This window comes from Mannheimia haemolytica (assembly GCF_004342115.1).
Taxonomy (GTDB): domain Bacteria; phylum Pseudomonadota; class Gammaproteobacteria; order Enterobacterales; family Pasteurellaceae; genus Mannheimia; species Mannheimia haemolytica.
Genome location: NZ_SMAC01000009.1, coordinates 69,213 through 90,785, shown reverse-complemented (window position 1 = coordinate 90,785; position 21,573 = coordinate 69,213). Strand labels below are relative to the sequence as shown.

At 41.2% G+C, this 21,573-nt stretch carries 17 protein-coding genes and 2 pseudogenes; 12 read left to right on the top strand and 7 right to left on the bottom strand.

The window, feature by feature from the left end:
• The coding region (locus tag EDC41_RS04690; protein ID WP_132303657.1) for a transposase at positions 1–251 on the top strand (251 nt) is incomplete at its 5' end.
• 198 nt (positions 252–449) lie between these two features.
• On the opposite strand, the pseudogene EDC41_RS04680 reads toward EDC41_RS04690, so the two are convergent.
• The 6 genes and pseudogenes from EDC41_RS04680 to purL form a co-directional block, all read right to left on the bottom strand.
• Positions 450–689, bottom strand: a pseudogene (locus tag EDC41_RS04680) (asparaginase domain-containing protein); the annotation flags it as partial.
• 254 nt (positions 690–943) lie between these two features.
• Positions 944–1,438, bottom strand: coding sequence for an REP-associated tyrosine transposase (locus tag EDC41_RS04675; RefSeq protein WP_006249761.1), 495 nt, complete (start codon positions 1,436–1,438; stop codon positions 944–946).
• Positions 1,439–2,041: 603 nt separating this feature from the next.
• Positions 2,042–2,881 (bottom strand): TonB-dependent receptor domain-containing protein, encoded by an 840-nt coding sequence (locus tag EDC41_RS04670; RefSeq protein ID WP_015586977.1) that lies wholly within the window; start codon positions 2,879–2,881, stop codon positions 2,042–2,044.
• Between the two features lie 666 nt (positions 2,882–3,547).
• Positions 3,548–4,078 carry a TonB-denpendent receptor gene (locus EDC41_RS04660; protein WP_020830998.1) on the bottom strand — a complete coding sequence of 177 codons (531 nt, stop codon included), beginning with the start codon at positions 4,076–4,078 and terminating at the stop codon, positions 3,548–3,550.
• A gap of 296 nt (positions 4,079–4,374) precedes the next feature.
• Positions 4,375–4,557 (bottom strand): annotated as a pseudogene (locus EDC41_RS04655) (IS1595 family transposase); the annotation flags it as partial.
• Between the two features lie 359 nt (positions 4,558–4,916).
• Positions 4,917–8,816: a phosphoribosylformylglycinamidine synthase gene (gene purL, locus EDC41_RS04650; RefSeq protein WP_006250525.1), complete on the bottom strand. Its 3,900-nt coding sequence runs from the start codon at positions 8,814–8,816 to the stop codon at positions 4,917–4,919.
• A 261-nt stretch (positions 8,817–9,077) separates the two neighbouring features.
• On the opposite strand from purL, the gene EDC41_RS04645 reads away from it, so the two are divergent.
• Positions 9,078–9,257, top strand: coding sequence for a hypothetical protein (locus EDC41_RS04645; RefSeq protein ID WP_006249766.1), 180 nt, complete (start codon positions 9,078–9,080; stop codon positions 9,255–9,257).
• Positions 9,250–9,537 (top strand): type II toxin-antitoxin system RelE/ParE family toxin, encoded by a 288-nt coding sequence (locus EDC41_RS04640; protein ID WP_006250524.1) that lies wholly within the window; start codon positions 9,250–9,252, stop codon positions 9,535–9,537. The genes EDC41_RS04645 and EDC41_RS04640 overlap by 8 nt, the downstream gene beginning before the upstream one ends.
• Positions 9,538–9,652: 115 nt before the next feature.
• Here EDC41_RS04640 and EDC41_RS04635 read toward each other — a convergent pair whose 3' ends face one another.
• Positions 9,653–11,749: a TonB-dependent receptor domain-containing protein gene (locus EDC41_RS04635; RefSeq protein WP_006250523.1), complete on the bottom strand. Its 2,097-nt coding sequence runs from the start codon at positions 11,747–11,749 to the stop codon at positions 9,653–9,655.
• 279 nt (positions 11,750–12,028) lie between these two features.
• Here EDC41_RS04635 and EDC41_RS04630 point away from each other — a divergent pair, with 279 nt between their 5' ends.
• The 9 genes from EDC41_RS04630 to EDC41_RS04590 all read left to right on the top strand — a co-directional run bounded on the left by EDC41_RS04630 (position 12,029) and on the right by EDC41_RS04590 (position 21,447).
• On the top strand, positions 12,029–12,775 hold the full coding sequence (locus EDC41_RS04630; protein ID WP_006250522.1) for a DeoR/GlpR family DNA-binding transcription regulator: 747 nt from the start codon (positions 12,029–12,031) through the stop codon (positions 12,773–12,775).
• A 195-nt stretch (positions 12,776–12,970) separates the two neighbouring features.
• Positions 12,971–14,737 carry an L-fucose isomerase gene (gene fucI, locus EDC41_RS04625; RefSeq protein WP_006250521.1) on the top strand — a complete coding sequence of 589 codons (1,767 nt, stop codon included), beginning with the start codon at positions 12,971–12,973 and terminating at the stop codon, positions 14,735–14,737.
• Positions 14,738–14,930: 193 nt separating this feature from the next.
• On the top strand, positions 14,931–16,364 hold the full coding sequence (fucK, locus tag EDC41_RS04620) for an L-fuculokinase (protein WP_006250520.1): 1,434 nt from the start codon (positions 14,931–14,933) through the stop codon (positions 16,362–16,364).
• A 74-nt stretch (positions 16,365–16,438) separates the two neighbouring features.
• Positions 16,439–16,870 (top strand): L-fucose mutarotase, encoded by a 432-nt coding sequence (gene fucU / locus EDC41_RS04615; RefSeq protein ID WP_006249407.1) that lies wholly within the window; start codon positions 16,439–16,441, stop codon positions 16,868–16,870.
• A gap of 59 nt (positions 16,871–16,929) precedes the next feature.
• Entirely contained in the window at positions 16,930–17,583 is a 654-nt protein-coding gene (locus tag EDC41_RS04610; protein WP_006249406.1) for an L-fuculose-phosphate aldolase, read from the top strand.
• Positions 17,584–17,644: 61 nt separating this feature from the next.
• Positions 17,645–19,174 carry a sugar ABC transporter ATP-binding protein gene (locus EDC41_RS04605; protein ID WP_006249405.1) on the top strand — a complete coding sequence of 510 codons (1,530 nt, stop codon included), beginning with the start codon at positions 17,645–17,647 and terminating at the stop codon, positions 19,172–19,174.
• Complete coding sequence (locus tag EDC41_RS04600) at positions 19,171–20,169, top strand: ABC transporter permease (RefSeq protein WP_006249404.1); 999 nt, start codon at positions 19,171–19,173, stop codon at positions 20,167–20,169. Before EDC41_RS04605 ends, EDC41_RS04600 begins: the two co-directional genes overlap by 4 nt.
• 23 nt (positions 20,170–20,192) lie before the next feature.
• A complete protein-coding gene (locus EDC41_RS04595; protein WP_006249403.1) occupies positions 20,193–21,140 on the top strand; it encodes an ABC transporter substrate-binding protein in 948 nt (315 codons plus the stop codon).
• Positions 21,141–21,195: 55 nt separating this feature from the next.
• Positions 21,196–21,447, top strand: a complete 252-nt coding sequence (locus tag EDC41_RS04590) for a PTS sugar transporter subunit IIB (RefSeq protein WP_006251370.1) — start codon at positions 21,196–21,198, stop codon at positions 21,445–21,447.
• The last annotated feature ends 126 nt before the right edge of the window (positions 21,448–21,573 follow it).

Genomic DNA, 21,573 nt, shown 5'->3' with positions numbered 1-21,573 from the left:
ATGTGCTTGATGTGAGTGAATTTAACCATTTTCGCATTAATCACAGCACACACTTCGCTGAAAATCAAAATCACATTAACGGAATTGAGAATTTTTGGAGTCAAGCAAAACGTCATTTACGCAAGTTTAATGGTATTCCGAAAGCCCATTTTGAGCTATATTTGAAAGAATGCGAATGGCGTTTTAATCACAGTGACTTAAAATCTCAAATATTCCTTTTAAAACAATTGGTTAAAGGGGGGTTAGGTTAGTTATCTAGGACAGCCCCAAAAATAATGGCATAAGTGACTCACTTATGCCATTTTTTATATGCTTTAACGTTTATTAAAAATCTTAAAAATATTGTTGGCTTCCTCTAAATAATGCAAGATTTTCCGCATTCATATTGCCGTTACCAACACCTGCTACGACAATACCTTGATAGCCTACATCTAACAAGGCTTTAGTGGGCCAATTTTCACAATCTGCTCACCTTTGATATTCGCCAATGTTTTCATTTCTGGCACTGCTTCAATTAAGGTTTCGATATTCAATTGCCCTGCTTGATAAGCACTACTATTTGCATTCTGCTGACTACCAGCAATCGTTCCGCCTGTCGCTAAAATAGTGATATTAGGTAATTCTGCCGCATTAGCTGTTACAAATAAGCCACCTAACATTGCTGCTAATGCTAATTTTTTGAATTTCATATAAGGCTCCTTAATTAAAAAAACTAAAGACAGATAATACCGATAAATCAGTGTAAATTATTTGATCTGATACATAAAAGCGGGAATTAATTACTGGGTAGAAATAGGTTATATCGCTATTTTCATTTGGGTTATCTACTCATAGAATACCTTTAACTAAAACATAATAAGCAGAATTTACGCAAAATTCTCCGACAGACAAGTAAAAATTCACAATTTTTCGACAGAGATCGCAAAAATACAAGCAGTTTATTTCAATTATATTTCCATTCCCAAGGCTCAGACACAAAACCACTTACCACTGGATTTTGATGAATATAATTTAACTTTTCATCAAAGAATTTCTGCGAATAGATTTCAATAGGTTGGTTATGATGTTGCCAGAATTGATATTGTTTTACATTACAACGTCGTTCAGCCGCCCGAGAAAACATCCACAGCAACCATTCCCGACGGTTTTCTTGCAAATTATCTTTAATTCTCTGAATAAGTATTTTAGCGGTGAATGTTTTGAAATCTCGTATTAAATCAGAAGGATTTTGATTTTCTGCTTGAAATAATAAATGGATATGAGTTGGCATAATACAATAGGCATACAAAATCATTCCCTTATGTTTTCTGCAGTAATCTAAGGCATCAACAATTACCTGAAAATAAATCTCTCTCACAAACACACCAACCCAATAAACAGTTGCAAAACTGACAAAATAAGCACCGCTCTTTTCGTGGAATTTATATTTTCGGCTCATAGCCTTTCTCAACTTAAAAAGGAATAAGAAAAATACCCTATTCAAAATTAAATTCCACAAGCCAATATAACTTTTTCGATCTAGATCGCAAAAATCATTAAAACTTGCAAAGTGTTGATAAAATTTAACCGCTTGTGATAAGCCAAAGAAATACTGAAATGATAGCAATGGATGGATAAATAAAATGATGACGCAAGCGTCCACGCTTGTGCCAAAAACAAAAGCCCAAATAAACCAAATTTTACTTGGCTAATTTAGGCTTTTATCTTATGACTGAAATACTTTCAGAACAGGAATTAACTGGCACAAGCGTGAACGCTTGCACCATCTGGGTTAAATCCTTATATTATAAGGTTTTAACCTACTGTGCAGACTCAATTTTAGTCACTATACCAAATAATTAGTTAAAGGAAATTTAAGCTAGCTTATCTAGGACAACCCCATTTAGAATTTATAACTTGTGCTAAACACTATAGTTCTCCCTCTTGCATAATTATTGAGCGTATAAATAGGTTCATCACTGATATCAGAATTGTAAACCCTCTGACTTGCTGCATCATTATTAGCATCAAGAGGATCAATGTACTTTTTGTCAAAGACATTTTATAGTTCTAACTTTAATATAAGCGACTTGATTGGTTCGTAGCTCACGTAAAAATCAACAATAATAGGTTGTTTATTTACAGTTTCTTCAAGCCGATGAGTTTCTTTCACAATATGTGTTCCAGGATAATAAGTATAGTTAAACTCATCTATCGCAATACGTTTACTTTTTCCGTAATATTTTGCCACTCCGCCAATTTGTAGTCTTTGATCAAACCATCTTGTCCCTAACTCCAATGAGCCATAGTCTCTTGGTAACGCTGAAATTTTGCTGGCACCAAAACCTTGAGTTTTAAAACCATAATGAGAAGCGGCATCTACCCTTGAACTTGCATCTGTAAAGGATACGGGTTGATTCGTATTTTGACGAGCATAAGCTAAGTTGCCATAGAAAGAGCCTATATCATAACTAAATTCTAATTCTATCCCTTTGATATTTACTGGTTTTTCATAGTTTTTGTGGAAAATGAATAAACTAGGAGCACTACCAACAGCGGTATGTTGTACATTATAAATATAGTTTTTTAAGTGAGTGTTATAAAATAGCACTTTAAATCCTAATTTATCTTCTTCACTAAATACCCGTTCTTTGAATCCATTAATACCAAACTGTGTTGTTTTCGCTTGCTCTGGTTGTAGTGCGGTATTTACACCATAGTCACCTAAATTAGAGAAGAATATTTCTTTAATATTAGGGGCTCGATGTGTTTGAGAATAACTAATAAAGGGCGTGAATAAATCGTGAATATAAGCAGACAAGGTTGCTGAATAATTAATTCGTTTATGTTTTCCTGTTGCTGTATGAGGAAAATTGACATCAGGACAGTTAAACTCTCCCAATTCAGGATCATTAGGAAAATCCTCATCTGGAATATATGTACAATGTTTTTTTGCAAGTTGTCTAATTGAGATTGTAATGACCTTAAATGCTCAAACTGCCTATTTCTACTTGCCTGTCTAATATCTGACTCCAATTCTCTAATCGCAAAAGGAAAATATTTAAAACGCTGACCAATAAACCGAGCGGTATTAATATTTGCGTTTATATCCAATCCCCATATACCATAGTTAAAGTGATTGTCGAGATAAAAAGTATCGAACTTCTGTTCGCCATCAGGCTGGAAAGTTGAAGTATAAAGCGATTTACGAACGGCTGTCATTCCTACAGAATCGTTGTTTTCGCTGGTTTCGCCATTCTCTAAGTTATAGTTTAATTCCGCAGGATGTCTATTTTTACTATAGCGGTTCTTTAAACGATTAAAACCTAATATTGCTTCCCATTCTCCATCTTTAAACGGAGACACTTTAAAGGTGTTACTCAAATTTAAGGTTGTCGCTTTGTTGTTAATTGCCAAACCTTGAATTAAATATTTATTATTAATTCAGCTCCCTTTGTTGTAGTTTTGTTTGCCTTGATTTTCCGCATAGGCCACTTGAACATCTAACCAAGGTGACTCGGGCAAGTGAAAACGATAATTTAACTGGTTGTTTTGGTTTTTTAAATGTCTACCCGCTACCTGACTTTGGTAATAGTGTGATGGTTTGGTATTTATCGCCATATTCCAATTTAGCCATACGACTCATTGGTTTTTGTTTTAAATGAGCTGCATTGAACGGTGAGGTGGTAGAACTTTCTTTATCTAGATCATCAATTTTACTAAGGTCAATCGAGCTATCCGTAACTTTTCGTCCGCCTCCTATTTTATAATTTTGAGAGATTTTGCGCCAACTATGCCCAAATAATGCTCCTATCCAAGTAGAGTCATTGAATTGGTATTTGCCAGCGAGCATTCCCATATAATTTGGGCCTATTGCATTATTAGCTCGCCCAAATCCAGAACCTCCTCGAATATTAACAGAAACCACACCTTGAGATTTATCCATTTGTGTAAATGCGCCAGGCATAGAACGAACAATAGTCTCTAAGCTTTGGTTTGATTCCAAGATTTTATCTCGGGTGCTTATTGCCCCTGTTTTAATGAAAACTTCATCTGTTTTTTTTATTGCTTGGGCTTTAACCTCAACCGTATCTAACATATAACCTTCCTCTGCGAATACCCTAGGTAAGGGGCAGATAAGTGTTGTACAAGTCAGGTGAAATACATATTTTTTGATCTTCATTTCTATTGTCTTTCCTATAAAAAATGTAATTAAATTTAAATCGCAACGCTAAAGACACTGAAGAAAGAAGTGTGCCTTTATTGCGCGAGTCTAGTATAGCACAAGACGAAAATAGTAATCATGTTCAATATTATAATAAAAGGATACGTTAGACGATTAGCATAAATAGAAATATGCACTTAAATAGAGGATTATAAAAATAAGGGGCTATCCTAGAAACTCAATTTAACCAATTGTTTTAAAAAGAAAACTTGATATTTTAAGTTACTGAGATTAAAACGCCATCTGCATTCTTTCAAATAGAATTCATGTACTTTAGGAACGCCGTTAAATTTACGCAAATAGCATTTTGCCTGACTCTCCAAATTCTCAATTCCGTTAATGTGATTTTGATTGCTAACTAAAAACCACTTTCTATTAAGGTAGAATTGACCGTTCAAATAAATCACGTTCATTTTCTGTATAAGACGTAATGGGGCATTTAAAAGGGTGAACAGGGTCCAATAAGATTTTTCAATAAGTTTCCCTATTTACGTAAGCATAAATTGTGGGGCAACCCACTTTTGTGGCAAGAGGCTACTGCGTAGACACCGTAGATGTCAATGCAGAAATGATAAGAAAGTACTTGAAATATCAGGAAAAGCACGAATTAGAGGATAAACAACTTCGTTTATCAGATATATAAAAATTCGGGTTCTATGAATTCGAATTTTAATCGCCCCCTATGGGGGCAGATCACTACGAAGGTAGATTTTTAATACTTCAACGCCACTCTCGCATTTCTAAACAACCGCATCCACGCTCCATCTTCCGTCCAATCTTCTGGGCACCAAGAGTTACTGACCGCACGGAACACACGTTCAGGGTGTGGCATCATAATAGCGACTCGTCCGTCTGTATTACCGATAGCGGTGATACCCAACGCCGATCCGTTCGGGTTGGCTGGGTATTGTTCGGTTGGGTTGAGATGGCTATCGACATATTGGGCAATGACCAAGTTCTGTTTTTGCAAGTTTTCGAGCTGTTCCGACCGCTTGAATTCCACCTGTCCTTCACCGTGGCTGACTGCAATCGGCATATGGCTGCCAGCTATTCCATTGAACCAGAGCGAGTTGGTGTCGTTGATTTTCACCATTGCGGCACGAGCTTCAAAACGTTCGGATTTATTACGCACGAAGCGTGGCCAGTTTTCTGTGCCTGGAATAATTTCCGCTAGATTGGAGACCATTTGGCAACCATTACATACCCCTAATGCCAGCGTGTTCGGGTTAACGAAGAATTGGCTGAATTGATCACGCAACATTGGGTTGAATAGGATTGATTTCGCCCAGCCGCCGCCCGCACCCAGTACGTCGCCGTAAGAAAAACCACCGCACGCCACCATTGCGTTGAAGTCGTTTAGGTTACGTCTACCAGAGATCAAGTCGGACATATGCAAGTCAATTGCATTAAAACCAGCACGGTCGAACGCTGCCGCCATTTCGTAGTGGCTGTTTACGCCTTGCTCACGCAAGATAGCGATGGTTGGTTTCGTGCCTTTGTTGATGAAAGGCAGGGCAATGTCTTCATTCACATCATAGGTTAAAAACGCCGATAAGCCTTTGTTATTCGGGTCTTTTTTCGCTTCAAACTCTTGGTCTGCACATTCAGGATTATCACGCAAACGCTGCATTTGGTGGGTCAATTCCGCCCAAATGCCTCGCAGTTCGGAGCGTTTTTGGCTGAATACCATTTCGCCATTTCGGGTAATTTCAAAGCCATCACCCTGTGCGACTGAACCGATATCGTAGGTAAGATTTGCAAGATTTTCCGCTTTTAATACCGCTTGTACGCTCTCTAAATCAGAGGTTTTAACTTGAATAACTGCCCCAAGTTCTTCGTTGAACAGCACGCCTAAGTCGTCTGTTCCCAAGCGGTCGATTTCAGCACGAATTTTGCAATTTCCGGCAAAGGCCATTTCCGCAAGAGTGGTAATTAAACCGCCATCTGATTTATCGTGGTAGGCGAGTAGTTTTTCTTGTGCGACAAGAATTTGTATTGCATTGAAGAAGCCTTTTAAGCGTTCAACATTGACCACATCAGCTGGTTTGTCGCCGATCTGTTTATACACTTGAGCCAGAGCGGTCGCACCTAAGCGGTTGTTACCTTCGCCTAAGTCGATTAACAGCAAGCGAGTGTCGCCTTTGTCGGTACGAAGTTGTGGGGTAACGGTTTTACGCACATCTTCCACACGGGCGAATGCGGAAATCACGAGAGAAAGAGGAGCAGTTACCGATTTTTGTTCGCCGTTCTCTTCCCAAGTGGTTCGCATCGACATTGAGTCTTTACCCACTGGGATTGTAATGCCAAGTGCAGGGCAAAGCTCTTCGCCCACGGCTTTTACGGCTTCATAAAGCCCTGCATCTTCCCCCTCGTGACCTGCTGCTGACATCCAGTTTGCTGAAAGTTTAATCCGTTTAATATCACCAATGTTGGTTGCAGCAATGTTAGTAATGCTTTCTGCCACGGCGAGGCGAGCTGAGGCAGCAAAGTCAAGCAAAGCAACAGGTGATCGCTCGCCAATTGACATTGCTTCACCGTGATAGCTGTCTAAACTTGCGGTGGTGACAGCACAATCCGCCACTGGAATTTGCCACGGACCGACCATCTGATCTTGTGCAACCATACCGGTTACCGAACGGTCTCCGATAGTAATCAGGAAGGTTTTTTCCGCCACCGCAGGCAAACGTAATACACGATGAAATGCCTCTTTGGGATCAATATCAGCGGTGACAAGCGGTGGATTTTTTACGGTTTTTGACGAAGCATCTCGTTGCATTTTCGGGGTTTTACCAAGCAGTACATTCATCGGCAAATCGATCGGCTTATTGTTGAAATGTGTGTCAGCAAGGGTTAAATGCTTCTCTTTCGTTGCCTCGCCAATCACCGCAAATGGGGCTCTTTCCCTTTCGCACAATGCTGTGAAAATGTCGAGTTTTTCAGGGGAAACGGCAAGCACATAACGCTCTTGCGATTCGTTACACCAAATTTCAAGTGGCGACATTCCTTTTTCATCGCACAAGATGTTACGCAAATCAAACTTACCGCCACGTTCGCCGTCGTGAACCAATTCAGGCATCGCATTTGATAAACCGCCAGCCCCCACGTCGTGAATAAATAAAATTGGGTTCTCCGCCCCCATCTGCCAGCAACGGTCGATCACTTCTTGGCAGCGACGTTCCATTTCTGGGTTTTCACGCTGAACCGAGGCAAAATCCAAATTCTCTTTCGATTTGCCCGAAGCCATAGACGAAGCCGCACCGCCACCCAAGCCAATATTCATCGCAGGGCCGCCAAGCACAATTAATTTTGCTCCCACTGGGATTTCGCCTTTTTGCACGTGTTCAGCACGAATGTTGCCAATACCGCCAGCAAGCATAATTGGTTTATGGTAACCCCGCACTTCCTCACCTGCAAAACTATTTACTTTTTCTTCGTAAGTGCGGAAGTAGCCAAGCAATGCTGGGCGACCGAACTCATTATTAAATGCAGCACCGCCAAGTGGGCCTTCGATCATAATATCTAACGCAGAAGCAATACGGCTCGGTTTAGAGAGCGGGTTTTCCCACGGCTGTTCAAAGTTTGGAATAACCAAATTTGAGACCGAGAAGCCTGTCAAACCTGCTTTCGGCTTCGCTCCACGCCCAGTTGCCCCTTCATCACGAATTTCACCGCCCGAACCTGTCGCTGCACCAGGGAATGGCGAGATAGCAGTCGGATGATTATGGGTTTCCACTTTCATTAAAATATGCGCATCTTCTTGATGGTAACGATATTGCCCGTCTTGATCTGGAAAGAAACGGCCGACCGTTGAACCTTCCATCACGGCGGCATTGTCTTTATAAGCGGAAAGCACATAGTCTGGGGTTTTCTCGAAGGTGTTTTTGATCATTTTGAACAGGGATTTTTCCTGTTTCACGCCGTCAATCGTCCAGTCTGCGTTAAAAATTTTGTGGCGACAGTGCTCGGAGTTGGCTTGGGCGAACATATACAGTTCAATATCGTTCGGGTTGCGTCCAAGTGCGGTGAAATTTTCTACCAAATAATCAATTTCATCTTCCGCCAATGCCAAACCTAAATTCACGTTCGCCTCTTCAAGAGCCTCACGACCACCGCCTAAAATATCCACCGAAGTAAACGGCTTCGGCTCTTGCTGAGCGAAAAGCTGTTCGGCTTGGCTTTCGTTATCCAGCACCGTTTCCATCATACGGTCGTGTAATAAGCCTTTCAACGTCGTAAGTTGACTTTCGTTCGGCGTTTCAGAAAATTCTAAATAATATGCCGTGCCACGCTCAATTCGCTCTACTGCTGCCAAACCGCAGTTATGGGCGATGTCGGTTGCCTTAGACGACCACGAGGAAATCGTGCCGATACGAGGGGTAACAATCAGGCAAAACCCTGTCGGCTCGTCTTCTTCCAGCGTTGGACCGTAGTGCAATAACTCTTTGATTTTGTTTTCTTCATCGGCTACAAGCGGTCGATTTAATGCCACAAAATGCAAAAACTCCGCATAAACTGATTTTACAGGTAATTGATTTTGTTGGAATTTTTGCAGAAGTTGTTGAATGCGAAAAGCAGATAAGGCAGGCGAGCCACGGAAGGTTTGGATTGTCATTCTTTGGATTTTCCTATTTAAGATGAAAAACTAAACCGATTATAAACGATTGCGCAAACGATTGCTATATTTGTCAGACGTTTGCTGTTAGATACATTTATTCATTAGTATCAAATAAATTTGTTCAATACTAATGAATACCTTTCAAAGAAGGTCCCCTCTATCAATCTGTTTTAAAAGATAATTTAAAAATAAGTTAATTTGACAACTCAAAATTAAAAGCAGACAATGCTTTTAATTATATCTTAATAGGAGCAGATTATGTTTAAAGAGAAAGGCTATGATGAATTCCTAGCAGAAAAAATTCGCCTTGGCTTAGAAGATATGCAATCAGGTAATGGTCTTTCACTCGATGAATCAAAAGCACGAACCAAACAACTGATTGAACGTAAAGCAAGAGAACTCGCAAACTTTGAACAAGAGAATATCATTTATGGCTAAAACATTACGAATTAGCAGTAGAGCTCAAAATGATATTGAAGAAATTTTAGCGAGCGTAATTGAATATACTGGTTTTGAAAGTAGTGGAATTCGCTTACAAGAAGATATTTACCAAAAATTTGAGACTATCGCTTATATGCCCTCTGCGGCTGGACGTTTAAGAGAAGATGGCACAAGAGAAGCATTCACTAGGCGTTATAGTATTGTTTATACCGAATTAGAAAATGAAGTGTGGATTATTACCATTATTCATAGTAGCAGACTTTATCCACGCATTTAAATAACAAACGACTAAAATAGTCGGTTTTTTATTTGCAAAAATCACTGAAATATAACCGCTTGTAAGCCATAAAAAACGCCCGATAATTCGGGCGTTTTGACTAAATGGGATTAGATTAGAATGTGTAGTTCACACCTGCACGGAATTCACGTCCACGAGCTGATAATTGACCACGCTGACCGTGTGCGTTGTATTTTTTATTTGCTACGTTATCTACAGCAAAGTTTACATTCACGCTATCATCATTCAACGGTTTCCAGTTTAAGGTAATATCAGTTACGTTATAACCGTCTTTACCTGTTGGACCACCACGTCCAAATTGAGGAATACCATTATTATTCATAACAAAGTAGTTATCTTCAGCTTTAACTTTTTCAATAATGCGGTGATGTACTCCAACTTCTAAGTTTGGTTGGTCAAAGCGATAGCTTAAAGATGCTGTCCAAGTACGACCGATTGCAGATGCATACTCAGGGTTAGTACTTAATCTATCACCTTGGAAACGAGGCTTGCTATGTGCAACACCAACACGAGCAGTAAAACCGTTGTTGTGGTAGCCTGCGTTTAACTCGTAACCACGGTTTTTAATAGTACCTGCATTGATAATTTCTGAGTAGCACTCTTTATTATTAGTATTAGGTGTCAGTTCAGGACATAGATGGTTGTTACGACCGGTTGATGTACCTAAAGCATCTTTGATGTTTTGCCAGAAATAGCTACCGTCAAAGCTGAAGGTGCCGTCATTATAGTTAAAACCAATCTCCGTACTACGAGCTTGTTCTGCTTTAGTATTGTTAGCAATTGATACAACACCACGACGTCCGTGAGATAGTAACGCATCGTGCATACGAGGGCTACGAGTTGCGTAGTTATGGCTTGCACTAAAACTTAAATGCTGAATTGGCTCATAAATAATGCCTACACTTGGGTTAAATGCACCCTCACTACGTTTTTTACCGTCCATTGCTTTGAATTTGAAGTGGTCGTAACGTACACCAGTGGTTAAAGTCACTTTATCAACCGGAGCAGTAATCGCTTCAAGATATACACCGGTGTCGGTTTTCTCTTGGTTCACTAATTGATGACTAAATTTAGCATATGGTTTAGTCTCTTGGTGGCGATAGTTCACACCGTATTTTAATAATACATTTTCGTGAAGGGCAGAATCAAAGTTTACGTTTGCACCGTGGGTTACTATTTTAGTTTTGGTTGCATAATCTACACCACCAGCATAACCATTACGTGTTTCATTCTCAGACCAACGACCTTGTACTAACTGATACACGTTAGCTGTTGCTTCTTGAGCAAAACCTAAGTTTTTACCAGTCCACTCTAAGTTAGTTCTTTGTACTGTCATTCTACGATTTGCCGGTGCTTGACGATCTAAAGTTACACGGCTACCTTTAGTACCTACAGGTGCTGCATCAAACTCTTCACGAACCAAACGCTCCCCTTCATTTCGCTCATTAGAATGACTTAATACAAAGCGATGATCACCAAGAGTTGCACCTAATTTCGCTAAGAAGCTACTTTTATCTAACGCACTGTATGGTACACGGTTTGTGCCGAATTGGTTTACGTAATCTTTACCGCCTTTATAGTCGCGATCTCTCACAAGATTACCTGAGACTAAAGCATCAAAGATTTCGCCTTTACCATATAAGGTTGCATTGAAATTGTGAGCGTGGTTTGTGCTGAAGCCAGTACCTAATTTTGCACCGAAGTTTTTATCGCTGTTTTTTAATAAATCTAATGCATCAACGGTTTTAGCAATTACTGCACCATTAGTTTGACCAATACCGGCTGAAGCACTACCCGCACCTTTTTGTACTGTAACCGTACCTACAAGTGCAGGATCTAACATATGGCGACCTTGGTGATACAAAATTTGGCTATCTGAGTAAGTGTTATCTACTTTTACATCAATTGAGTTTTGACCCATACCACGAATATAGAGATATTGTGATGTACCGTTACCACCACCTAAGCTAATTGCCGGCTCATCTTTTAATAAACCACGTAAGTCTGTTTGAGTACTTTCTTCTTTTTTCTGAGTTGTAACTACATTGGTTTGTACTTTTAAACCTTGGTTGTCAGTTACTGTAACCGTATCTAAAACCGCTGCATCCGTTGCTACTGTTTCAGCAAATGCGTTCGCTGCAAGCACGCTTAATACCGCAGCAGAAACCGGAAGTAATTTGAAGTTTTTCATCTGTTTATTTCCTTAGGTAAATTATTTAAGAGGATTACCAAAATTTTGATATTAAAAACAATTCTCAACATCAAAACAAGGCGAATTTTACAGAGTTAAAATTGGTTGTCAATTAGTCTGAAATTAAATTTCACAAAATAAGGTAGATTTTGTAAAAAACTCTCTAAATATGACCGCTTGTAAAACAAATGTGATCACGCTCTAAAAATCCGATTTATCCACTCGACAGACCGACCTACAAGCAGTTAAATTTATGTCTAAATTTACTAAGGACTATTTATGCAGCAACGACAAGATAAAATCATCGCTTATCTCGCCCAATTTGATGAAGCTAACGTTCAAGAATTGGCGGAACATTGTGGGGTTTCGATTGAAACTATCCGCCGAGATTTAAATAAGCTAGATAAAGATGGATTATTACATCGCACTCACGGTGGAGCTGTGAGCCATAAAAAGCGAGATATTGGTCGCTCATTTACCACCCGACAACGGCTGAACAGTGAGGCGAAACGCAGTATCGCAGAAAATGTGTTGGAATATTTACAACCAGAATCGGTGATTGCTTTAGATGCCAGCTCAACCTCTTGGAATGTGGCACAGCGTATTCCAAATATTCCTTGCACCGTTGTCAGCAGTTCAATGCGGATTATCTACAGCCTTTCACACAAACCGCACATTAAAACGATTGCCACCGGTGGTATTTATTCCGAAAAATACGATGCCTTCTATGGTCCATTATCCGAGCAGTTACTGACCCGTTTAAAAATTGATCTTGCCATTCTTTCTTGTACAGGCATTGCCGATGGGGCGATTTGGGAATCAAATGAAATTAATATTTCCCTTAAACGTAAATTAATTGCGAACAGTAAACAGGTTTTTTTATTAGCCGATCACAGTAAATTTGAGCGTAAAGACTTGTTTCGTATCGAAGATTTATCTTGCATTGATAAATTATTTATCAACCAACCCCCACCGGACTTTCTCAAAAATTATTGCTTAGCACATCAAATTGAAATCATTATTTAGTGATTTCTGCCCGATTTTATTCAGAAATAAAACAAATCGGGCATTCTTTTTTCACTCATTTTTACCAAAATCCCCCATTTTTTGTGATCGCACTCACAAAATTTAAACTAAATTCGCATTTTTCTTCATAACTCATATTGCGTATGCATAATAAATTCAATCGCAAATTTTTTTAACCAATCGGGAGAACTATTTATGACAACGTTGAAATCTACCCCTGTAAAAATTGGTATCCGCCCAACCATTGACGGTCGCCGTTTAGGAGTGCGTGAATCACTTGAAGATCAAACAATGAATATGGCAAAAGCCGTTGCACAATTAATTCAATCTGAAGTCCGCCACCCAAATGGTGATTTCGTTGAATGTGTGATTGCTGATTCCACCATCGGTGGTGTTGCCGAAGCTGCGGCTTGTGCAGAAAAATTCAAACGTGAAAATGTCGGAGCGGTGATTACCGTAACCCCTTGCTGGTGCTACGGTTCTGAAACCATTGATATGGACCCACATATGCCGAAAGCCATTTGGGGCTTTAACGGAACAGAACGCCCAGGTGCAGTTTATTTAGCTGCTGCTTTAGCAGGTCATAGCCAATTAGGTTTACCGGCATTCTCCATTTATGGCACAGAAGTACAAGAAGCTGACGATCAATCTATTCCAGACGATGTGCGTGAAAAATTACTCCGCTTTGCCCGTGCCGGCTTAGCAGTGGCAACCTTACGAGGAAAATCATATTTATCTATCGGCTCTGTTTCAATGGGTATTGCCGGTTCTATCGTAAACCAACAATTCTTCCAAGAATATTTGGGTATGCGTAACGAATATGTGGATATGACCGAAATTAAACGCCGTTTAGATCGCCATATTTACGATGCCGAAGAATTTAAATTAGCAATGAGCTGGGTGAAAACCTATTGCAAAGAAGGTATTGATGTCAACGCACCGGAAAATCAACGCAGCCCGGAAGAGCGTGAAAAACTCTGGGAAGACGTGGTGAAAATGACCATTATTGCCCGTGATTTAATGGTGGGTAATCCTCGCTTAGCAGAGCTAGGCTATAGTGAAGAAGCCTTAGGGCATAATGCGATTGCTGCCGGTTTCCAAGGGCAACGCCAATGGACAGACCATTTGCCAAACGGCGATTTTATGGAAGCTACCTTGAATTCGACCTATGACTGGAACGGCGTTCGCGCACCATACATTATGGCAACTGAAAACGACAGCTTAAATGGCGTGAATATGTTGTTCGGTAACTTATTAACCGGTCAGGCACAAATCTTTGCCGATGTGCGGACATACTGGAGCGAAGACCAGGTAGAACGTGTCACCGGCTGGCGTCCGGAAAGCGGTTTTATCCACTTAATCAACTCCGGCTCTGCGGCGTTAGACGGAACAGGTCAGCATACCGATAGAGCAGGCAAACCAACTATTAAACCGGCTTGGGAAGTGACTGAAGAAGACGGTAAACGTTGTTTAGAAAACACCTGTTGGTGTCCGGCAGTTCACGAATATTTCCGTGGTGGTGGTTTATCTTCCCAATTCTTAACCAAAGGTGGAATGCCGTTTACGATGCACCGTATCAACCTGATCAAAGGTATCGGGCCGGTTTTACAAATTGCCGAAGGTTGGTCTATCGACTTGCCGGAAAATGTACACGACATTTTAAACAAACGCACCAATGAAACCTGGCCGACCACTTGGTTCGTACCTCGCTTAACCGGAAAAGGCGCATTTACCGATGTGTATAGCGTAATGGCGAACTGGGGTGCAAACCACTGTGTGGCAACCTTCGGACACGTTGGGGCAGACTTAATTACCCTCGCCTCAATGCTCCGCATTCCGGTTTGTATGCACAATGTGGAAGATAAAGACGTATTCCGCCCAAGTGCGTGGAACGGTTTCGGTCAAGACAAAGAAGGTCAAGACTACCGTGCTTGTGCTAACTTCGGACCATTATATAAATAATACACAATCACCCTCTCCCCTTGTGGGAGAGGGACAGCCAAGCAATTCGTTCAGAATTGAATGGCAGGGAGAGGGCTACAAGCGGTCGCTTTTCTCTCAAAATTTACAAATCCCTCTCTCTGATTAAATTGCTAAACGCAATTTAATCTATCTCTCTAAAAGGGAGATATTAGGATAAGTAAAGGAGATAACAATGCCAATTTCTCTTATTTTCGACTGTGGTGCCACCAACCTCCGTACGATTGCGATTAATCAAGCGGGTGAAATTGTGGCAGCCCATCATCTACCGAATAACACACAACCAGATGTGGAAAACCCAGAATTTCATATTTGGGATATTGAAGAGATCTGGTCGAAATTAATGACCTGTGCCAAACAGACGCTTTCTCAACTTTCAGAACAACAACGACAAGAGATTGTTGGGATTTCAGTAACCACCTTTGGCGTGGACGGTGCATTATTTGACAAAAACGGCAAGCAGCTTTATCCGATCATTTCTTGGAAATGCCCGAGAACCCTACCGATTATGGAAAACCTTGCCAATTATCTTGATGTTGAGGCGTTATATCAACGTAATGGCGTTGGACATTATAGTTTCAACACCTTATTCAAATTATTGTGGTTAAAAGAGAACAAACCAGAAATTTATCAACAAGCTGAGAGTTTCTTATTCATCTCATCTATTTTGACTTACCGTCTTACAGGCGTGCAAACAACCGACCGCACAATGGCGGGAACGTCAATGATGACAAACATCGAAAACGATTCGTGGGATAAAACAGTTTTAGATTTATTAGGCTTAACCGAAAACCATTTTCCTCCAATGAAAAGTGCAGGAGAAGTTGTGGGAACATTAAAAGGAGAAATTTCCCAAGAGTTAGGTTTAAGCGGTCAAATTCCAGTAATTTCTTGCGGACACGATACTCAATTTGCCATTTTTGGCTCAGGAGCTGGCTATAACCAACCTGTGTTAAGTTCAGGCACTTGGGAAATTTTAATGGTTCGTACCCCAAAAGCAAAACCACAATGGCAATTCGTTCAAAACGGCTTAACCATTGAGTTTGATAGCCAATCTGGTTATTTCAACCCAGGTGTGCAGTGGGTAGCTTCAGGTGTGATGGAGTGGTTTGGCAAACGTTTCTTCTCTGATATAGCCAATACTGAACATTACTACCGCACAATGATTGAAGAAGCGGCAGAAGTGCCTGCTGGCTCAAACGGTGTGAAATTAGTCGGCAATTTTGATGGCACAACAGCTAAAACAGGTTCAATTATCGGCTTATCTATGCACATCACTCGTGGCGAAATTTACCGTGCAGGCTTGGAATATATGGCTCATCGTCTAAAAGAAGGGTTAGATGTATTACAAGAAGTCGGTCATTTTAATGCTGAGAGTTTGATTTGTGTGGGAGGTGGTTCTAAAAACGCTTTATGGAATCAAATTCGAGCCGATGTCTTAAATAGACCGATTGATGTAGTGGATTTCCCTGAAAGTACCGTATTAGGCGCGGCAATGTTTACTTTTACAGGTGCTGGTGTATTTGAAAATCCAAATGCGGCTCAACAGGCAATGAAGCCAAATGTGAAACGGGTTGAGCCATCGTCAAATAGTCAATTTTATAAATAAAGTTTCTCCCCTCTCTCTGATTTGAGGTTCATTCAGAACCTCAAATCAGAGAGAGGGTAAAAAAGGAGTTCAAAATGTTAAAAGGTATTCACCCGGCAATTTCTCCAGATTTATTAAAAGTCTTAGCCGAAATGGGGCACGGCGATGAATTAGTGCTTTCTGATGCACACTTCCCTGCTCACTCTATTCATCAAAACGTCATTCGTGCAGATGGCTTAAGTGTTGCCACCTTATTAGAAGGCATTTCTGCTCTGTTTGAATTTGACCAATACGTTGAAGCCCCACTTGCAATGATGCAAGCAGTAAAAGGCGACACGCTCGATCCAAGCGTTGAAGAGCGTTACCTCAATGCAATTAAAAAAGTAAACGGAACAGCCCCGAAAATAGAGCGTGTAGAACGCTTCGCTTTCTATGATAGAGCCAAAAACGCTTATGCCGTTGTCATTACAGGCGAGTTAGCCAAATACGGCAACATTATTATCAAAAAAGGCGTAACACCGGTTTAATTACAAGCGGTTAAAAAAGCAGAATTTTTTACAAATATAAAATTAAAAGGAGTTCAACAATGGACAGAAAAATACTGGCGAGACAAATCATTGATACTTGTCTTGAAATGACCCGAATTGGGTTAAATCAAGGTACAGCAGGCAATGTGAGCGTACGTTATAAAGACGGTATGCTCATTACGCCAACAGGTACACCTTATGAACAAATGACCGAAGATTCTATCGTCTTTGTTGATGGCAACGGCAAACACGAAGAGGGAAAACTCCCTTCAAGTGAGTGGCAGTTCCATTTAGCGGTTTATGAGGCTCGCCCTGAATTAAATGCGGTAGTTCACAACCACGCTAAAAACTGTGCCGCAGTGTCTATTTTAGGTGAACCTATCCCTGCCATTCACTATATGATCGCCTGCACCGGCACTAATCACATTCCTTGTGTACCTTATGCCCCGTTCGGCACTCACCAATTAGCCGACTATGTACGTGAAGGCATTAAACACAGCAAAGCAATTTTACTCGCTCACCACGGCTTAATCACCGCAGATAAAACCCTCGAAAAAGCCCTCGGCATCGCCCACGAGGTGGAAGTGATCGCAGAATGGTATTTGAAACTGCTCGCTACAGGAAAACCTATCCCAACGCTAAACAAAGAACAAATGGATATCGTACTCGGAAAATTTAAGTCCTATGGTTCTTGGGTGGAAAGCGAACAATAGCCTGCCATAAATAACATACAAGCGGTGATATTTCTTAAAATTTTTACAAACGGAGTGCAGTATGCAAAATGAAGTAATACTCACGATGAAAAACATCAGTAAATCCTTTGCGGGGGTCAATGCGTTAAAAGGTGTTGAGCTTACGCTGCGTAAGGGCGAAGTTCACGCATTAATGGGCGAAAACGGTGCAGGTAAATCCACCTTGATGAAATGCTTGCTGGGCGTATATCAAGCCGATGAAGGTGAAATCATATATAAAGGTCAGCCTGTTCGCTTTGAGTCGGTATTAGAGGCACAAAAAGCGGGCATTAGTATGATTTTCCAAGAACTGAACCTCATTCCCCATTTAACGGTGGCAGAGAATATTTTCTTCGCCCGTGAGCCACTCAAACACGGTTTAGTGGATAAAGACAAAATGGTGGAAGAATCGGCTAAATTGCTGAATTTCTTTGAGATTGATGTTGATCCAAACGATGAAGTGAGAATGTTGTCGGTAGCCAAACAACAGATGGTAGAAATTGCCAAAGCCCTTTCATTTGATGTGGAAGTACTGATTATGGACGAGCCGACCTCCGCTCTTACCGAAAAAGAGATCGATAAATTATTTGAATTGGTCGATAGACTGCGTGCCAAAGGGGTGAGCATTGTCTATATTTCTCACCGAATGGAAGAATTAAAACGTATCTGTAACCATATTACGATTTTCCGTGATGGCACCTATGTATCTAACCATAAATTCAATGAAATCACGATGGATGAGATCATTACCAAAATGGTTGGGCGTTCATTGGATAACCATTTCCCACCAAAAACCGCTGTGGTGACAAACGACATTATCCTCTCGATTATGAATGCTGAACGTAAGGGAGTGTTTGAACCATTGAACTTTGACTTACGCAAAGGAGAAATTCTGGGCATTACCGGCTTGGTTGGAGCAAAACGTACTGAACTGGCTCGAGCCATCTTCGGAGCAGACCCACTTGATAGCGGTGAGATTTTTGTGCACGAGAACAAAGTCAGCATTAAAGATCCGAGTGATGCAATTAAAGCCGGTATAGCCTATTTGTCGGAAGACCGTAAGCTCAATGGTGTTGCAGTAAGAATGTCGATTCGTGAGAATATCACGATGGCATCTATGGATAAAGTTGCCAATCAAATAGGTGTGATTTCTTACGATGAAGAAGAAAAAGCCTCAAAAACTTTCATCGACAAAATGGAAATCAAAACCCCAACGATTGAGCAGAAAGTTCAAAACTTAAGTGGTGGTAACCAACAAAAAGTGGTAATTGGTAAATGGTTATTCCGTGAAGCAAAAGTGATGATTTTTGATGAGCCGACTCGGGGAATTGATGTCGGAGCAAAATATGCTATCTATCAACTGCTCGATGAGCTTGCTGCCAATGGCGTGGGTGTTATCGTGATCTCTTCCGAATTGCCTGAAGTCTTGGGAGTTTCCGACCGCATCATTGTAATGCGTGAAGGTAGAATGACAGGTATGCTCGAGACTAAAAAAACCAACCAAGAAGAAATTATGCATTATGCAACTGGTGTTAAAAATATGTTTGCTCGTGAATATGGGGTGGAAAAATGAATGAAAAACAAAAAGAAATGTTAAGAAAAATGGCTGCATTGGCTGGCTTAGTACTATTAATCATCTTTTTCAGCGTAACCAATGAATACTTCTTTACCTCCAATAACATTATGACAGTAGGGCTACAAACCTCTACCATTGCGTTAATTGGTATTGGGGCAACCTGTGTGATCTTAACCGGTGGAATTGATTTAAGTACCGGTTCAGTAGTTGCACTCTCCGGTGTGGCAGCTGCAATGATTGTAAATGCCGGTGTACCCGTACCACTAGGAATGATTTTAGGGATTTTGGTCGGCGGTATTTGTGGCTTAATCAACGGCATTTTAGTCACCAGAATGAAATTGCCTCCGTTTATTGCTACCCTCGGTATGATGATGGTTGCCCGTGGTTTAGCATTGTATGTTACCAATGCCGCACCAGTTTCCGGAATGCCTGAATCCTTTGCCAATCTCGGTAACGGAGCATTATTTAAAATTGTGGAAGAAGGGGCAAACGGCTTGCCGAAAGTGGTATTTGCAGGTATTCCTTACCCTGTGATTATTATGATCTTTATTACCGTACTATTCACTTTCGCTCTCTCTAAACTGAAAGTCGGACGCTATCTTTACGCAATTGGTTCTAACGAAGAAGCCGCACGCTTATCCGGCATTAAAACCAATATTGTCAAAATCTATGCCTATGTTGCCAGTGGCTTACTCTCTGGTTTAACTGGCGTTATCCTTGCCTCCCGCCTCGTCACCGCCCAGCCAAACGGTGGGGTCTCTTACGAGCTGGATGCGATTGCCAGTGCTGTGGTGGGCGGCACATCGCTTATGGGCGGTGTGGGTACTATCCCCGGCACACTCATCGGGTCATTCATTATCGGGGTACTCCGTAATGGTTTGAATATGAATGGCGTTTCTTCATTTGTTCAAATGATTGTCATCGGGCTTGTGATTATCGTGGCGGTCTCTCTCGACCAGCTCCGCCAATCCAAAAAAGCCGGTAAAAAATAATCCACTCTTAAAGGAGAATTAAAATGAAAAAATCAGCATTATTTACTGCGACCCTCTTTGGTTTATCGACCTTATTTGCAGGCAGTGCAATGGCAAAATCTGATGAAATCGCTGTGATTGTGAAATCTGCCAACTCTACCTTCTGGCAAAACGTGCGTAAAGGGGCTGAAACTGCCGGCAAAGATATTGGAGGACAATACAAAGTCACCTTCCAAGGGCCGGAAGCCGAAACAGCGATTGACGCCCAAGTGAATATGGTGGACAACGCCGTAAACCGTGGCGTGGCAGGCATCGTACTGGCTGCCTCAGACCCGGTAGCATTAGTGCCGGCGGTGAAAAAAGCTTATGAGAGTGGCATTCCGGTGGTGCTTATCGATTCCGGCATCAACAGTGACGGCAAATACTACCAATCTTTCCTTGCCACCGACAACCGTGCAGCAGGTAAATTAGCAGCGGAAAAACTGCTTGCCAAAGTCAAAGGCGGCAAAGTGGCAGTGATGAGCTTTACCCAAGGGGCAGCATCAGCGATTGAGCGTACCGGTGGTTTTATTGACGAAATCAAAGCAAAAGCCGATTACAAACTGGTCGGCCCGTACTACTCCGATTCGGATATGACCAAAGCGTTAAACCAAACCGAAGACGTATTAGGTTCTAACCCTGATCTTGCAGCGATCTTCGGGGCGAACGAACCGACTGCGGTAGGAATGGCACGAGCGGTGAAACAAAAAGGCTTTGCCGGCAAAATTGTAGCGGTGGGCTTTGATGGAAACTCCGACCTACAAAACTTCGTGCGTGACGGAACACTAGACGGCATCGTGGTGCAATCTTCCTACCAAATGGGCTATAAAGGCGTGGACACCATCGGCAAGCTGATTAAAGGCGAGAAAGTCGAAAAAGTGATTGATACCGGGGTGGTTTATGTCACGAAAGAAAACATTGATAGCGAAGAAGCGAAAGGTGTTCTTTACTAACATTCAAGTTAAACGGGGTGGGGTTGCCCACCCTTTCAGCCGAAAGGAAGCCAATATGTCAAATACCCTTACCGATAAAGCCTTAGTGGTGATTGCCGCACTTGGCGGTCGAGAAAATATTGTCGATGTTTACGCCTGTATTACCCGCCTACGTGTGGAGGTGAAAAATACCGACATTGTGGAATGGGATAAAATTAAATCTGTCGGTGCGTTAGGCGTTGTGACCTCAGGCTCAGTTATTCAATCTATTTTTGGTAGCGATGCCGAAGCCTACCGTGATGAAATCAAACGTATTTTGAATATTTAGCCTAAGCACACTCACAACAAAAGAATCGCAACAAGCGGTGAAATTTTTATCAAAATTTGCAAAAAAATGACGTAATTTGACCGCTTGCAAGTTAATCGAATTGTTTAACTTTTAAGAAGGAAAATA